This window comes from Tamlana sp. s12 (assembly GCF_016767215.1).
Lineage (GTDB): Bacteria > Bacteroidota > Bacteroidia > Flavobacteriales > Flavobacteriaceae > Pseudotamlana > Pseudotamlana agarivorans.
Genome location: NZ_CP068547.1, coordinates 1,811,428 through 1,826,799, shown reverse-complemented (window position 1 = coordinate 1,826,799; position 15,372 = coordinate 1,811,428). Strand labels below are relative to the sequence as shown.

15 protein-coding genes are annotated in these 15,372 nt (G+C 34.3%); 7 read left to right on the top strand and 8 right to left on the bottom strand.

The window, feature by feature from the left end; translation table 11 throughout:
* Nucleotides 1–93 precede the first annotated feature (93 nt).
* Nucleotides 94–255, bottom strand: a complete 162-nt coding sequence (gene rpmH, locus JJL45_RS07905) for a 50S ribosomal protein L34 (RefSeq protein WP_027878648.1) — start codon at nt 253–255, stop codon at nt 94–96.
* Between the two features lie 302 nt (nt 256–557).
* Here rpmH and JJL45_RS07900 point away from each other — a divergent pair, with 302 nt between their 5' ends.
* Nucleotides 558–1,133, top strand: a complete 576-nt coding sequence (locus JJL45_RS07900) for a hypothetical protein (protein ID WP_067148526.1) — start codon at nt 558–560, stop codon at nt 1,131–1,133.
* Between the two features lie 95 nt (nt 1,134–1,228).
* Here JJL45_RS07900 and JJL45_RS07895 read toward each other — a convergent pair whose 3' ends face one another.
* Nucleotides 1,229–2,155 (bottom strand): lytic transglycosylase domain-containing protein, encoded by a 927-nt coding sequence (locus JJL45_RS07895; RefSeq protein ID WP_068602994.1) that lies wholly within the window; start codon nt 2,153–2,155, stop codon nt 1,229–1,231.
* A gap of 36 nt (nt 2,156–2,191) precedes the next feature.
* Nucleotides 2,192–2,857: an alpha/beta hydrolase gene (locus tag JJL45_RS07890; protein WP_068602995.1), complete on the bottom strand. Its 666-nt coding sequence runs from the start codon at nt 2,855–2,857 to the stop codon at nt 2,192–2,194.
* 115 nt (nt 2,858–2,972) lie between these two features.
* Here JJL45_RS07890 and JJL45_RS07885 point away from each other — a divergent pair, with 115 nt between their 5' ends.
* Nucleotides 2,973–3,269, top strand: a complete 297-nt coding sequence (locus JJL45_RS07885) for an N-acetyltransferase (RefSeq protein WP_067148535.1) — start codon at nt 2,973–2,975, stop codon at nt 3,267–3,269.
* A 58-nt stretch (nt 3,270–3,327) separates the two neighbouring features.
* Here the strand turns inward: JJL45_RS07885 and mtaB are convergent, their stop codons facing one another.
* Nucleotides 3,328–4,656, bottom strand: a complete 1,329-nt coding sequence (gene mtaB, locus JJL45_RS07880; RefSeq protein ID WP_068602996.1) for a tRNA (N(6)-L-threonylcarbamoyladenosine(37)-C(2))-methylthiotransferase MtaB — start codon at nt 4,654–4,656, stop codon at nt 3,328–3,330.
* Nucleotides 4,657–4,807: 151 nt separating this feature from the next.
* Here mtaB and JJL45_RS07875 point away from each other — a divergent pair, with 151 nt between their 5' ends.
* Nucleotides 4,808–6,430, top strand: a complete 1,623-nt coding sequence (locus tag JJL45_RS07875; RefSeq protein ID WP_068602997.1) for an ABC transporter substrate-binding protein — start codon at nt 4,808–4,810, stop codon at nt 6,428–6,430.
* Here JJL45_RS07875 and JJL45_RS07870 read toward each other — a convergent pair.
* The 4 genes from JJL45_RS07870 to JJL45_RS07855 all read right to left on the bottom strand — a co-directional run bounded on the left by JJL45_RS07870 (nt 6,427) and on the right by JJL45_RS07855 (nt 9,916).
* The gene (locus JJL45_RS07870; protein ID WP_068602998.1) at nt 6,427–7,116 is read right to left on the bottom strand and encodes a lysoplasmalogenase family protein; all 690 of its coding nucleotides are present in this window, start codon (nt 7,114–7,116) and stop codon (nt 6,427–6,429) included. The two genes, JJL45_RS07875 and JJL45_RS07870, sit on opposite strands and share 4 nt — an antisense overlap.
* Before the next feature lie 199 nt (nt 7,117–7,315).
* A complete protein-coding gene (locus JJL45_RS07865) occupies nt 7,316–8,011 on the bottom strand; it encodes a lysoplasmalogenase family protein (RefSeq protein WP_068602999.1) in 696 nt (231 codons plus the stop codon).
* Between the two features lie 165 nt (nt 8,012–8,176).
* The gene (locus tag JJL45_RS07860; protein WP_068603000.1) at nt 8,177–9,352 is read right to left on the bottom strand and encodes a GlmU family protein; all 1,176 of its coding nucleotides are present in this window, start codon (nt 9,350–9,352) and stop codon (nt 8,177–8,179) included.
* Nucleotides 9,353–9,664: 312 nt separating this feature from the next.
* The gene (locus JJL45_RS07855) at nt 9,665–9,916 is read right to left on the bottom strand and encodes a type B 50S ribosomal protein L31 (RefSeq protein ID WP_067148552.1); all 252 of its coding nucleotides are present in this window, start codon (nt 9,914–9,916) and stop codon (nt 9,665–9,667) included.
* Between the two features lie 233 nt (nt 9,917–10,149).
* Between JJL45_RS07855 and JJL45_RS07850 the strand changes: the two genes are divergently transcribed.
* The 4 genes from JJL45_RS07850 (at nt 10,150) to JJL45_RS07835 (ending at nt 15,331) form a co-directional block, all read left to right on the top strand.
* A complete protein-coding gene (locus JJL45_RS07850; protein WP_068603001.1) occupies nt 10,150–10,680 on the top strand; it encodes a DUF4199 domain-containing protein in 531 nt (176 codons plus the stop codon).
* 37 nt (nt 10,681–10,717) lie between these two features.
* On the top strand, nt 10,718–11,668 hold the full coding sequence (locus JJL45_RS07845; protein ID WP_068603002.1) for a glycosyltransferase family 2 protein: 951 nt from the start codon (nt 10,718–10,720) through the stop codon (nt 11,666–11,668).
* Nucleotides 11,669–11,768: 100 nt separating this feature from the next.
* On the top strand, nt 11,769–13,499 hold the full coding sequence (locus JJL45_RS07840) for a phospho-sugar mutase (protein ID WP_202664366.1): 1,731 nt from the start codon (nt 11,769–11,771) through the stop codon (nt 13,497–13,499).
* Nucleotides 13,499–15,331 carry an ABC transporter ATP-binding protein gene (locus tag JJL45_RS07835; protein ID WP_068603003.1) on the top strand — a complete coding sequence of 611 codons (1,833 nt, stop codon included), beginning with the start codon at nt 13,499–13,501 and terminating at the stop codon, nt 15,329–15,331. The genes JJL45_RS07840 and JJL45_RS07835 overlap by 1 nt, the downstream gene beginning before the upstream one ends.
* The last annotated feature ends 41 nt before the right edge of the window (nt 15,332–15,372 follow it).

Genomic DNA, 15,372 nt, shown 5'->3' with positions numbered 1-15,372 from the left:
TGTTAATGATTTACAAAAATAATAATAAGATGATATAAAAAAAGGCGTTACACTTAAGTAACACCTTTATTTTTATAAACAATTATTCATCAATTATTTTTTATGTCTAGTTTCAGATGATACAGACAATTTTTTTCTTCCTTTAGCTCTTCTACGTGCTAATACCTTTCTACCGTTAGCAGAAGCCATTCTTTCTCTGAAACCGTGTTTGTTTCTTCTCTTTCTTTTAGAAGGCTGAAATGTTCTTTTACTCATTGTCTTATATCTTTAATTCTGAAAATGTATGTTTTTTTTAATCCTTTGGCCTTTCTTCAAAACCGAGGGCAAATATACAAAGAGTTTTTACTTCCGCAAACCTAAATGTAAAAAAAATTGAATAATTTTTATTTTGTAACCCATAGCATGTAAGTCCTTTATATATTAAGGTTAAGACCTTTCTTTTGTTATTCCTTAATATATAAAATTTGATAAAAATTTAGTTTCTTTGCAATCTTAAATGACCAAAATACGTCGTTTTTTTAAGAACGACTTCTAAAAATTATTCGAAAATACAGATTATGTTCAACAAAAATATAAAACTTGTTTTAGCTGTAGCGATTATTGCTTATGCCGTGTATCAATTTACCGAAAGTAATATCGGCAACGGTATTATGCTTATCCTATTATCATTGATATTCATTTTTCTTTATTTCAAGAATGAATTCATATTATTAGCCTTTTTAAAATTACGTAAGCAAGATTTTGAAGGCGCTAAAGGGTGGCTCAATAAAATTAAAAACCCAGAAGGTGCTTTAGTAAAAAAACAACAAGGCTACTATAATTACCTACATGGTATCATGGTTTCTCAAACTAATATGAATGAATCTGAAAAGTTTTTCAAAAAAGCCATTGCTTTAGGACTTTCTATGGATCATGATTTGGCCATGGCCAAATTGAATTTAGCAGGAATAGCTTTTTCTAAACGCAGAAAACAAGAAGCACAAAAACTACTTTCTGAAGCGACAAAACTGGATAAACAAGGTATGTTAACCGATCAAATTAAAATGATGAAGGACAACATGAAACGTGCACAAATGCCAAATCAGCATTACGGCGCTGGTGGTTCTTTAAGAGCACAAAAACGTCGCGGCTAAAAAACTTATAAATCACACATAAAAAAAGCTCAAAACTTTAAGTTTTGAGCTTTTTTTATTGACTAAATCTTCTTGCTAAGATTTAAACCAGCATATTATTTATTAGGGTATACCCCTTTCATTGGGATTTCTATATGATACAGTTTACGACTGCTGTTATTAAGTTTAGGTTCACGTAACCAAGGGTTGTGAATTTTTAAAATCTTATAATTGATGTCAAACTTTTTAGCAAATACCGCAAAATCGGTTACTGCGGTATCAACCTTAACGGTATAAGATGGCACTTCGCTATATAAATCTTTTTCTCTAAAATTGAATCCGTATTTCTTCGGATTTGATAAAATTTCTTTTAAAGCTATGATTCTAAACACATAACGCCCTGTTTCTTCTCCTAATAATAAATCGTAATAATCATCAACCATTTGATCACTTAATCGGCGTGACACTCCTGAATTCCCTGCATTGTAGGCCGCTGCTGCTAAAGTCCAACTACCTAACAAATCTTTAGATTTTAATAAGTACTGACAAGCCGCTTCAGTAGATTTCTCAAGATGATAGCGTTCATCAACATTGTCGTTGACTTCTAAACCGTATTCCTTTGCTGTGGCTGGCATGATTTGCCAAACACCTCGAGCACCTGCTGGAGATACCACATTGACTAAGCCACTTTCTATAACAGCTAAATATTTAAAGTCATCCGGAACACCGTACTTTTTTAAAATAGGTTCTATAATAGGAAAACACTTATGGGCTCGCTTAAACATGAGTAAACCATTGGATTGCCAGTACGTATTGACGAGTAACTCTCTATCCATACGCTCGTAGATATCTGGATTTTTTAAAGGAACTGGCTCGCCTGCAAAATCTAAATGTTCTGGAATTTGCAAAGCATAAACATTATAACCGTTTACCCTTTCTTTTTCGTAATTTTCATCGGTAGGCACATCTTGAACGGCATAAATAAAAAACCCACACAAGCTTAATAGCCCTATAAATATAAAACCTTTTTGTATTCTTTTCATTGCTCTAATTTTACCTTAAAGGTAGAGAAATTTCGATTATTCTGCTAATATAATTTGAGGTAAATTCGCGTTAAACCACCTGTATTTATTAATAATCATGATATGGGTTCCCTCAGGAATACGGATGCAATTGCTAATATATTGCATCGGAAAAACAGGGTCGTTATCGCCATGAATGTGAATTAAATTTGGGTCGTACGACTCTTGGTCCCAGCACACCATTTCCTTAATAGCCCAACTTAAATATTTAGGATCATTCACCGAAAGATACTTTTTATACAAGGCCAAGCGCTTGGTAACCTCCTTTCCGAAGGCGTATTTTTCTAAAACATCAATCTTACTTGCCAATTGCGTAGGTACGATTTTATAAGCACCTGTGGTTCTAGCCAATTGCATGGTTTTAGGCAATTCAAATTTACTCTTAACACTTGAAACGATAATAAGTTTTCTCACCTGGATATGCTTACTCATTTCTTGAACCAACACACCCCCGAAGGAAACCCCTATTAAAACTGGATTTTCATGCTTTATGTTTTTGGTCATTCTTAAAGCATAATCTGAAATAGGCTCATCTTTTAAAGGTAACATCCATTCTAAAAAATGCATTTCAAAAGTGTCTTTAGGCAGGTCGATATATTCAAAAATTTGTGAGCTTGCTGCCATGCCCGGCATAAAGTAAACAGGTATTAGCGACTGAATCATAAGGCATTAACTTTTAATTTACTTTCAGTTAACAATTTTTTTTCGTACTTTTGCACAAAGTTATAGTAATACCCCCCTCGCTAGACTAACAATCCGAAACATAAACTTAGACAAAATGGTGGAAGCTGCAGAATTAATTGACAACGATTTTTTACGTCAATATGAACTTAAGATTGACGATCATTTAGCGAAAATTGAATACTCTTTACAAGAACGAAAAATTTTTTTAACCAAATTAGTAATTCCTGAAAGTATTACCAATGATGAATTTAAAAAAGATTTTTTAGCCCTTGTTTTCGATCAAATTCAAGAACGTAATTTAAGCGTGGTACCTACGAGTCCTGAAATCGCTAAATTCATGAGAAGTAACAGAAAGTACAAACGAATGCTTCCTGTAGGAGTAAGAATTTAATAGCATAAACAAAACGCTATAAAACAAGAAGCTGTCTCTAAACCGAGGCAGCTTTTTTTTATATATTATTGAGTACTTCTGCAAAATCAAATCGCACTAACCCATCGTCATCGATTTCAGTAAGTACCACTTCATGAAGTGTGTTTACCAATTCTGGATTCCAAGGCGTTTTTACTTTAACGTAATTTTCGGTAAACCCATGAATGTAGCCTTCCTTATTTTCGCTTTCAAATAACACGGTTCTTTGCGTTCCTAACTGACTTTCATAAAAAGCACGACGTTTTTTAACCGATAATCCTCTAAGCATCTTACTACGTTTGGATCGCACATTATTAGGTACAACACCATCCATATCAACAGCCTCGGTATTATCACGTTCTGAATACGTGAACACATGCAAATAAGAAATATCTAGTGTACTTAAAAAATTATAGGTCTCTAAAAACAGCTCATCTGTTTCACCAGGAAAACCAACAATAACATCTACACCTATACAAGCATGAGGCATCACCTCTTTAATTTTAGAAACACGATCTACATACAATTCACGCATATAACGACGTTTCATTTTTTTAAGAATTTCGTTAGAACCAGACTGTAAAGGCACATGAAAATGAGGTACAAAAGCTCTTGATTTAGAAACTAGATCGATGGTTTCGTTTTTAAGTAAATTAGGCTCTATTGATGAAATTCTTAAACGCTCAATACCGTCTACTTTATCCAGTTCGGTGACCAAATCTAAAAAAGTATGCTCGTGTTTTTTATTGCCGAATTCACCTTTCCCGTAGTCCCCAATATTAACACCGGTTAAAACGATTTCTTTAATATTTTGCTCCGAAATTTCACGTGCATTTTTTAAGACGTTAGTCATGGTATCACTTCTAGAAATACCTCGAGCTAAAGGGATGGTGCAATAGGTACATTTATAATCGCAGCCATCTTGCACTTTTAAAAAGGCACGCGTTCGATCGCCAATGGAATAAGAACCCACATAAAAATCGGCTTCTTCGATTTCGCAAGAATGCACTTCTCCAAAATCGTTTTTAGATAAATCGTTAAGGTAATCGGTAATTTTAAACTTCTCTGTAGCACCAAGCACCAAATCTACACCATGAACATCAGCCAATTCTTGCGGCTTTAGCTGCGCATAACACCCTACAGCTGCCACAAAAGCATTTTCATTGTTTTTTTGTGCTTGTTTTACAATGGTTTTAAATCGCTTATCGGCATTTTCGGTAACCGAACAAGTATTAATCACATAGATATCTGCTTTTTCAGAAAAATCAACCCTATCAAAACCTTCTTTACTAAAATCTCTGGCAATGGTAGACGTTTCTGAAAAATTTAATTTACAACCTAAAGTATAAAATGCGACTTTCTTATTCATGGTATTTTGTCACCTTGAATTTGCTTCAAGATCTTTTAAAAATTATCTTTACCTTTTCTCATACAGGAACAAAAAGAAAGCATTCTTACAGAGAATGACACACTTGAAGCTCAAAAATTATGAGGGTGCAAATTTACAACTAATTAGTTATATGATAAAACCTAATCTTAAACAAATAATAAGCTATTTATCAATTACTTATCTCACCCTTTTCTTTTTATCTTGTAAGACCGACCATAGCATCAATAGAGATCATTTGGTTTTTCGGTACAACGAATACGCTAATATCAATACTTTAGATCCGGCTTTTTCGAGAACACTGCAAGACAACTCGGTTTGTAATCAGCTTTTTAACGGCTTGGTACAATTGGATGACGAACTCAATATCCTACCATGTATTGCAAAGAATTGGACCATTTCGGAAGACGGAATGACCTACCAATTTAATCTGCGTCAAGATGTATGGTTTCATAACCACGAATTATTTGGCAAAGACTCTACAAGAACGGTTGTTGCTAACGATTTTAAATACAGCTTTAACCGACTTAGAGATGAAAAAATTGCCTCACCAGGCAGTTGGGTTTTAAATAAAGTAGAAGATTTTCAAGCTGTAAACGACAGTATTTTTGAAATTAAACTTACACAACCTTTCCCTGCTTTTATCGGACTTTTAACCATGAAGTACTGCTCGGTCATTCCGCATGAAGTTGCTGATTTTTATGGATCTGAATTTAGAAGTCACCCTATTGGAACAGGACCTTTTAAGTTTAAACGCTGGGAAGAGAACATCAAACTTGTTTTTAGAAAAAATCACAATTATTTTGAAACCGACCAAGAAGGCAGGAAACTGCCTTATTTAGAAGCCGTTGCTATTACGTTTCTCCCTGACAAACAGAGTGAATTTTTACAGTTTGCACAAGGAAATATCGATTATGTTTCTGGTTTAGACGCTTCGTATAAAGATGAAATATTAACTGCTAACGGAAAACTCCAAAAACAATATGCCGAATCGGTAAACATGATTCGTGGACCCTACTTAAATACGGAATATTTAGGTTTTTATTTAGATTCTGAAACGCCCGAAATACAATCAGAACTCTTAAGAAAAGCTATTAATTATGGTTTTGACAGAAAAAAAATGATTGTTTACTTAAGAAACGGCATAGGCACACCTGCTAACGGTGGCTTTATCCCCATGGGATTACCGGGATATAACAAAACCATTGGGTACGATTACCAACCTGAAAAGGCAAAAATGCTAGTATCACAATTCATAGCTGAAACCGGAATTGTCAATCCTAAAATAACCTTAGTAACGACTAGTAACTACCTAAGTTTTTGCGAGTTTATACAGCGTGAACTAGAAAAAACTGGACTAAATTTACAGGTTGACGTAATGCCTGAAGCATCTCTACGCTCGGCACGCTCTAACGGTAAGGTGGATATGTTTAGAAGTTCATGGATAGCCGATTATTTGGATGCTGAAAACTATTTATCCATTTTTTACAGTAAAAACTTTGCTCCTCATGGTTCTAATTATTTTCATTTTAAAAATGACACTTTCGACCAATTGTACAATAAAGCTTTTACAGTAACAGATATCGAGGAAAGAAAAAAAATATACACAACCATGGATTCTATAGCTATGGATAAAGCACTTATGGTTCCACTGTACTACGATGAAGTCATTCGTTTTACGAGAAAAAATGTAAAAGGATTAGGAGTTAACCCTATCAATTTACTCGATCTCAAACACGTAAAAAAGACGCTTTAAACATCTTCTAAGCGTTTTTCAATAATTACTCCGTGTACCATTAAATAGACACCTGTGGCGTAAAAAAACATGATACTAAAGTCTTGATAAGGCACATCTGTTTTAAAGGTTTTAATAACCATAATTCCTTCAGAAATCATATAACATATCACACCATAAAACACCGAAAGATAACTTTTTCTATCAACCACTTCTTTACGCAAGTAAGCGAACTGGCATAAGAGTAATGAAATAAAGTAACTCATTAAAGTCGGCAGAAAATAGTTTCCTAAATCCTCATAAATATAACTCACTAATCCAACAGTATAAATAAAAATGGCTATAGAAAAAGGAATTAAACGACGCACTTGAAAATCTGATTTGTGAGAAAACCGAAAACATAAAAACAATTTTGCCACAGAATATATAAACAAGCTAGTCATTAAAAGATACATGTTTTCGTGGTTGATAATTAAAAAATCGGCTAAAAAAAAACACACTAAGGCTAGCATGGTCCACGAAAAATTACGCTTTATAGCAGCCTCATTATTAAAATAGTAGTACGCAATAAGAAGTCCTAAAACCCAAGGTTTTGAAAAAAAACGATACGGAACTGCAGGCAAATTTATTTTTACAGCAGTATCAATTATTAAAACTGTAAAGAATAAGATCGCAAACTTTTTTTTGTCTCGTATAATGTTCAACATAATGTTTAATTTGGATCCTTTCTTCAACAACACCTAAATAAGATTAGGTTGTTATTTTATTCAATGCCAAATTACAAAAAAAACAAATTCAATTTAATATTTAGAAAAATTGCAAACTTTAGTATTTGGCATACTAATTAAAACATAAGAATGAGTTTTATATTTTGATTGTGATGGATTCTTTTTTCTGTAGAATGGATTAAAAATAGCTTTCTGGCTCTATTCTTTTCTCGGTAATTATACCGTGTATAATCAAATAAACTCCGGTAGCATAGAAAAACATGATGGAAAAGTCTTGAAAAAGCACATCCGTTTTAAAGGTATTTATAATAGTTATACCTTCTGAAACCATGTAACACAACACCCCAGATAACACAAAAAGATAACTCTTTTTATCTACAACTTCCTTTCGAAGATAAGCAAACTGACATAAGAGTAAGGATATAAAATAACTGATAAGCGCGAAGATAAAATAACTTCCCAATCCGTCGTGTATATACAAAATTAACACAACCGTATAAACAAATATAACGATGGAAAACGGAATTAAACGACTGACTTTAAAATCGGATTTATGTGAAAACCGAAAACAGAGAAATATCTTTGCAAGGGTATACACCACAAAACTAGAAACCAATAACATTTGATTTTCTCTATTTATTATCAATAAATCGGCTACAAAAAAGGAACACAAGGCCAACATGACCCAGAAAAAGTTACGGTTCTCTGCAGGAGAATAATTATAGTAATAATATAAAACGATTAGTAATATGGTTGGCGTCTTAGAGATAAAACGGTAAGGCCATGGAAAATTAGTTTTAACAATGGTATCGATGATAAGCATCACAAAAAAAAGCAAGGCAAACTTTTTTTTATCCTTTAGTATCGTTAACATATTATTTCGTTTGGGGTGGCTAGGGTAAAAACTAAATAAATTAATTTTAACCGTGCACAAATTACAAAAAAAATGTTAGCCCTTTGAAAAAAATACCAAGGACATTATGACAAAAAAAGCATACAGCAAAACCATGTTATTGCTTAGAACGCCAAGTCAATGTATTTAATCTCGTCTAAACTTTTTAGAAATTTCAAAAACATGCTCTAGGATGGCCTTATCTTGTTCGGTAAGTTCAATATTTCGCCTTGACATCACTACATGGGCAACTTCAAAAGCCTTTTTGGTTAAATAGGTTGTAAATCCACTGCTCCCGCCCCAACTAAAACTAGGCACAAAGTTTCTTGGAAACCCGCTACCAAAAATATTGGCACTCACACCTACAACGGTCCCTGTATTAAACATGGTATTAATTCCACACTTACTATGATCTCCCATCATAAGTCCGCAAAACTGCAACCCTGTTTTAGCAAAGGCCTCGGTTTGATAGTCCCATAAACGCACTTCGGCATAATTATTTTTTAGATTAGAATTATTGGTATCGGCGCCAAGGTTACACCACTCACCCAATACAGAATTCCCTAAAAAGCCGTCATGCCCTTTGTTAGAATAACCAAATAAAACAGAATTATTAATTTCACCACCTACTTTACTATAAGGTCCCACCGTTGTTGGTCCGTATATTTTAGCACCCATTTTCACTGTGGCATGGTCGCATAAAGCAAAAGGCCCTCTAATGATGGCGCCTTCCATTATTTCAGTGTTTTTACCTATATAAATAGGACCACTAGAAGCATTTAAAGTCACAAACTCTAAACGCGCACCATCTTCTATAAAAATATTTTCTGGTGCAATGACATTATTACTAGAAGGAATGGATTGAGATTTTCTACCTTCAGTAATGAGATCAAAATCTTCCTGAATCGCCTCGCCGTTTTTGGAAAAAATATCCCAAGTATGGTTGATTTGAATGGTTTCAGCTTCAAATTCTATGGCTTCGTAGGCATCAAAATCAATATCTTCTTGCTCTTCTTTCGCAAAAAAAGCAATCACATCCTCTCCATTAAAAATAGCCTGGTTCTCTTGAAGATCTTTAATCATTTCCACCAGTTCTGGACTGGGAAGGTAGGAAGCATTAATCATCACATTGTCTTCCATTTCTACCATCGGAAACTTATCAGCTAAATAATCTTCGGTAACAGTGGTACTAGTGCAATCTAAAAAAGATTCCCACTTCTCACGAATGGTTAAAATACCAACACGAATATCGGCAACAGGTCTTGTATAAGTAAAAGGCAACAGGTTGTTACGGGAAGGACCATCAAAAAGAATGTAGTTCATTTTTAGATATAAAATTAAGAGACATACCAATTCTTGTTTAAAATACCCTTAATAAAATGCTCTTATTTCCTTTCTATTTCAGAATAAAAAGAAACCGTAGCTCAGCTATGCTTTATTTTTCTTCTTTCTATAAAGAAAAAAATCAAAATTTTATTTTAAGATCATTTTAAACAAGAATTGGTATTAGGCCTTCGAGATTTTTTCTCAAAAATACCTAACTCATGTTTTGCAATCCAAAAATAGCTTAATTCGGTAAATAAAAAAAGCCTCTCTTTAACAGAAAGGCTTTTAAAATATATTTTTTTGCTAAAATTATTTTTTAAACTTAGCGTACTTAGTTTTGAATTTATCAATTCTACCAGCTGTATCTACTAATTTAGATTTACCAGTGTAGAACGGGTGCGATGTTCTAGAAATCTCCATTTTTATTAATGGATACTCTACACCATCAACTTCAAGAGTTTCGTTAGTTTCTGCTGTAGACTTTGTTAAGAATACATCTTCGTTAGACATATCTTTAAATGCTACAATTCTATAATTTTCTGGATGTATCTCTTTTCTCATCGCTAAATGCTTTTTATTACTTTCAATTTTGGAGTGCAAATTTAGTTATTTTTTACAAACCTGCAATACTTTTTATATTTTTTTGTCTTTTTATTTGTTTCTGTTTTAGGAACATGACGTATTCCTTGTAAAACAAATCGTAATGTCAAAATTTTTTCACAAAACAAATGTAACGTTTTAATATATTTGAATACTAAGAGAAGTCACTAAAAATTAATTAATCAAAAAACATTATGGAAAATTCTTTAAAATCAATTGCAACAAACTACGGCCTATACCTTGGCGCTTTACTCGCTTTAATAACTGTTTTAGCTTACGCAATAGATTTAGAACTCCTTGTAAACACTTGGGTTGGCATATTTATTATGATAGCCATTATTGTTTTCGGCATTATTTCAGTAGCAAAAGTAAAACAAGCTCAAAACGGATTTGCTTCCTTTAAACAAGCCTTTACAGCTTACTTTATAACCGTTTTAATTGGATTATTGATTAGCACTTTGGTATCATTTTTACTATTCAATTTTATTGATACCGACGCGGCCGATATATTGAAACAAAAGACTATAGAGAAAACGGTAAGTATGTTAGAAGGTTTTAATACGCCTGTTGAAGCAATCGACCAAGCGGTAACCGAAATTGAATCACAAAACCAATATTCAATAGGTAACATCGCTAAAGGGCTTGCTGGTTATCTAGTTGTTTTTTCAATAATAGGTTTAATAGTTGCAGCAGCCATGAAAAAAAGTAACCCAGAGGCCGAATAAATTCTGTATTTTTGAATATTATTTCGAAAATATCCAAATGAACATATCTGTAGTAATTCCACTACTTAACGAACAAGACTCTTTAACCGAACTTCATGATTGGATCGCACGCGTGATGCTATCCAATCAGTTTTCTTATGAAATCATCTTTATTGACGATGGCAGTACCGATGATTCATGGAAGGTTATTACCGATTTGGCTTCACAAGACATTCATGTAAAAGGCATTCAATTTTTAAGAAACTACGGAAAATCACAGGCTCTTCACGCTGGATTTGAAAAAGCTCAGGGCGAAGTCGTAATTACCATGGATGCCGATTTACAAGACAACCCCGATGAAATCCCCGAGCTTTATCATATGATTAAAGCAGAAGGCTACGATCTTGTTTCGGGATGGAAAAAGAAACGCTACGACTCTGTATTGTCTAAAAACTTACCTTCTAAACTATTCAATTGGGCCGCCAGAAAAACTTCGGGGGTAAAATTAAACGATTTTAACTGTGGCTTAAAAGCTTATAAGTTAGAGGTTGTAAAAAATATTGATGTCAATGGTGAAATGCACCGCTATATTCCTGTACTTTCCAAAAATGCAGGTTTTAGCAATATCGGTGAAAAAGTGGTACAACACCAAGCACGAAAATATGGCGTTACAAAGTTCGGTATCGATAGGTTTTTACATGGTTTTCTAGACCTCATTACCATTTGGTTTTTATCCCGTTTTGGCAAACGCCCCATGCATTTATTCGGAGCCTTAGGTTTTATAATGATTGCCATAGGTTTTGCTTTTGCTTTTTACTTAGGACTAGATAAACTCTGGATCAACCCACAAGGCAGACTCATAACCGAGCGTCCGCAATTCTACATCTCACTATCAACCATGATTATAGGAACACAATTTTTTGTGGCTGGCTTTTTAGGAGAGATTATTTTACGAACTAAATCAGACAAAAAACGCTATACCATTAAAGGGGCGTTAAACTTAAATTAATATATCAATTTACAGTATGATCATTTCTTTATGTTTTCTGTATTAACAACTAAATAAAAAGAGGAATTAACTATTTTTGTATCCCATACTTTACAACATTATGATACACATTGAACCAAAAATTTTAGAGAGAATAAACAGCTGGTTAACACCAGCGTTTGATGAAGAAACACAAAACACAATTAAAGAAAGCATCGCGCACAAACCTAAAGATATCCAAGAAAGCTTTTATAAAGACTTAGAGTTTGGAACCGGAGGTATGCGTGGTATCATGGGGGTTGGAACCAACAGAATAAACAAATACACCCTTGGAAAAAGCACCCAAGGCCTTAGCGATTATTTGCATAAACAATTTCCTAATGAAACTCCTAAAGCTGTAATTGCTTACGATTGTAGACATAACAGTAAATCCTTAGCTAAAGTAGTTGCCGATGTGTTTTCTGCAAATGGCATTGAAGTTTATTTATTCGAAGATTTACGTCCAACACCAGAATTATCTTTTGCTGTAAAACATTTAAATTGTCACTGTGGTATCGTTTTAACCGCATCACACAATCCTCCAGAATACAACGGTTACAAAGTGTATTGGCAAGATGGCGGACAATTAGTACCACCACACGACAAAGGTGTTATTGACGTGATTAACACAGTTGATTATGCCAACATAAAGTTTGATGCTAACGAACAACTCATTCATACTATAGGCAAGGATGTTGATGATGTTTTTATTGATGCCTCTGTAGAAAAAGGAAGTGTTGGTGCTACTCAAAAAGCTAAAGATGACCTTACTATCGTTTTCACTTCGCTTCACGGCACATCAATCACTGCTGTTCCTGAAACTTTAAAACGTGCAGGTTATAAAAATGTACATATCGTAAAAGAGCAGGAAGTACCAGATGGCGATTTCCCAACAGTTAAATCACCAAATCCTGAGGAACCAGCTGCTCTAAAAATGGCTTTAGAACTTGCCGAAAAAGTTAATGCCGATATCGTTATTGGTACCGACCCTGACTGTGACCGTTTAGGGGTTGCCGTTCGTAATTCTGAAAACGAATTACAACTGCTTAACGGTAATCAAACTATGGTGATGATGACCGATTTCTTACTTAAACAATGGAAAGCCGAAGACCGTATTAAAGGTAAAGAGTTTATTGCTTCGACGATTGTTTCCACCCCAATGCTTAGCAAATTAGCAGCATCATATGAGGTAGAAAGTAAAATAGTTTTAACTGGATTTAAATGGATTGCTAAACTGATTCATGATTTCCCAGAATTAGATTTCATAGGTGGTGGTGAAGAAAGTTTTGGTTATATGGTAGGTGATTTTGTTCGCGATAAAGACGCTGTAACTTCAACCCTTTTAGCTTGTGAAATTGCAGCTATAACAAAATCTAATGGCAGTTCTTTCTTTAACGAACTTATTCAATTGTACACGGAGCACGGTTTTTACAAAGAAAAACTCGTTTCTCTTACTAAAAAAGGTATTGAAGGCGCCGAAGAAATTAAACAAATGATGGTCGACGCTAGAGAAAACCCGCTTGCTATTATCAATGGCTCTAAAGTGGTAAAAATCGAAGATTACGATTTATCTGAAGCCAAAAACATGCTAACCGGTGAGACCTCTAAAATTGACATCCCTAAATCGAATGTAATCATTTACTATACCGAGGATGGTAGCCAAGTGGCATTACGACCAAGTGGTACAGAACCAAAAATTAAGTTCTACGTTAGTGTAAACACCGCTTTATCGAATGTCAACGATTTTGCAGCTACCGAAACGGAACTTGATAACAAGGCGGAAGCCATTTTAAAAGACATGAACCTTATTTAATGAATAATTTTTATAACCTTTTACAATACGCCAAACCATATAAAAAGTTTGCTATTGGGCATGTCATATCTAATATATTCTATGCTCTATTTGGCACCTTATCGTTCGTTGCACTCATCCCCATGCTTGATGTTCTTTTTAAGCCTAAGGACTTAAGTGAAGCGCCTGCTGTAAAGCCCGTTTATGAAGGCCTTGGCAGTATCGACGACTATGGTAAGGACCTACTAGCATACGAAGTTAGTCAACACGCTGGTAGCGATCCTCAAAAAGCCCTATTTCTTGTGGTTAGCCTAATTATTATCCTATTCTTGTTAAAAAACATTTTTGGATATATGGCCAACTACTTCATGGTTTTTCTAAGAAATGGCGTGGTAAGAGACTTAAGAACGGCTGTTTATAAAAAAACCGTAAGCCTACCACTCGCCTACTTTTCTGAGCAGAAAAAAGGTGATATCATGTCTAGGGTAACCTCCGATGTATCGACTTTACAGTACTCGATGCTCCCCATGCTAGAACTTATCGCTAGAGAACCTCTAATGATTATTTTCACCATCGGGACCATGTTTATTTTAAGTGCTAAACTCACCCTATTCGTGTTTATTTTTATTCCTATATCTGGATTTATTATTTCTAGAATTGGTAAAACACTAAAAAGAAAATCGGATCGTGTACAAAGAGAACAGGGTACCATTCTTTCTATTTTAGAAGAAACCCTAACAGGCTTACGAATTATTAAAGGTTTTAATGCTGAAGATAAATTTAATGCCCGTTTTCAAAATTCATCCAACAAGTCTTATCACTTTTCAAACAAGTTATTGAATCGACAAAATCTGGCCTCTCCAACCAGTGAGTTTTTAGGTATTTTGGTTATTGGTATTTTACTTTGGTATGGCGGGCAGTTGGTACTTATAGACAAATCGTTGGATGGCAGTTCTTTTATTGCTTTTATGGGACTGGCTTACAATATCATGGTGCCTGCAAAAGCCATTTCTCGTGGTATATATAATGTAAAGCAAGGTAGCGCTTCCGCGGAAAGAATCCAGGAAATTATTGATACGCCTAACCCTTTAAAGGATATTGAAAACGCCATTGAAAAAGAAAGTTTCGATAGTGAAATCAAATTTGATAACATTTGGTTTAAGTATAAAGACGATTATGTTTTAAAGAATTTCAGTTTAAACATTCCTAAAGGAAAAACCGTTGCTCTTGTAGGGCAATCTGGTAGTGGAAAATCTACCATTGCCAACCTCATCACCCGTTTTTACGATGTGAACAAAGGTGAAATACTTATGGACGGGATTAATATTAAAAATATAGCAACAAAATCTTTGCGTGATCAACTCGGTATTGTGACTCAAGATGCTATTCTTTTTAATGAAACCATAAAAAACAACTTAAAACTTGGGAATGATCAAGCTTCTGATGAAGACATCATTGAAGCTTTAAAAGTTGCTAATGCTTGGGAGTTTGTTAAAGAACTTCCTGAAGGTATTGAAACCAATATTGGTGACGCTGGAAACAAATTGTCTGGCGGACAAAAACAACGTTTAAGCATTGCCCGTGCCGTACTTAAGAGTCCGCCAATCATGGTCTTGGATGAAGCGACTTCAGCACTCGATACCGAAAGCGAACGTTTAGTTCAGGATGCTTTAGAGAATATGATGAAAAACAGAACCTCTATTGTTATCGCACACCGCCTTTCAACCATACAAAAAGCCGATGAAATTGTAGTTCTAAACAAAGGAGAAATCGTTGAACAAGGCAAACACAGTGAACTTATGGATAAAAAAGGCGTTTATCAAAAGTTGGTCGCTATGCAAAGTTTCGAATAATCTTGGTATTTGAAGAAAAAAATAAACCTAACTTAATAGAA

Coding starts and splice junctions, on each gene's coding strand:
- rpmH (WP_027878648.1), bottom strand. CDS start 255: ATGAGTAAAAGAACATTTCAGCCTTCTAAAAGAAAGAGAAGAAACAAA.
- JJL45_RS07900 (WP_067148526.1), top strand. CDS start 558: ATGTTCAACAAAAATATAAAACTTGTTTTAGCTGTAGCGATTATTGCT.
- JJL45_RS07895 (WP_068602994.1), bottom strand. CDS start 2,155: ATGAAAAGAATACAAAAAGGTTTTATATTTATAGGGCTATTAAGCTTG.
- JJL45_RS07890 (WP_068602995.1), bottom strand. CDS start 2,857: ATGATTCAGTCGCTAATACCTGTTTACTTTATGCCGGGCATGGCAGCA.
- JJL45_RS07885 (WP_067148535.1), top strand. CDS start 2,973: ATGGTGGAAGCTGCAGAATTAATTGACAACGATTTTTTACGTCAATAT.
- mtaB (WP_068602996.1), bottom strand. CDS start 4,656: ATGAATAAGAAAGTCGCATTTTATACTTTAGGTTGTAAATTAAATTTT.
- JJL45_RS07875 (WP_068602997.1), top strand. CDS start 4,808: ATGATAAAACCTAATCTTAAACAAATAATAAGCTATTTATCAATTACT.
- JJL45_RS07870 (WP_068602998.1), bottom strand. CDS start 7,116: ATGTTGAACATTATACGAGACAAAAAAAAGTTTGCGATCTTATTCTTT.
- JJL45_RS07865 (WP_068602999.1), bottom strand. CDS start 8,011: ATGTTAACGATACTAAAGGATAAAAAAAAGTTTGCCTTGCTTTTTTTT.
- JJL45_RS07860 (WP_068603000.1), bottom strand. CDS start 9,352: ATGAACTACATTCTTTTTGATGGTCCTTCCCGTAACAACCTGTTGCCT.
- JJL45_RS07855 (WP_067148552.1), bottom strand. CDS start 9,916: ATGAGAAAAGAGATACATCCAGAAAATTATAGAATTGTAGCATTTAAA.
- JJL45_RS07850 (WP_068603001.1), top strand. CDS start 10,150: ATGGAAAATTCTTTAAAATCAATTGCAACAAACTACGGCCTATACCTT.
- JJL45_RS07845 (WP_068603002.1), top strand. CDS start 10,718: ATGAACATATCTGTAGTAATTCCACTACTTAACGAACAAGACTCTTTA.
- JJL45_RS07840 (WP_202664366.1), top strand. CDS start 11,769: ATGATACACATTGAACCAAAAATTTTAGAGAGAATAAACAGCTGGTTA.
- JJL45_RS07835 (WP_068603003.1), top strand. CDS start 13,499: ATGAATAATTTTTATAACCTTTTACAATACGCCAAACCATATAAAAAG.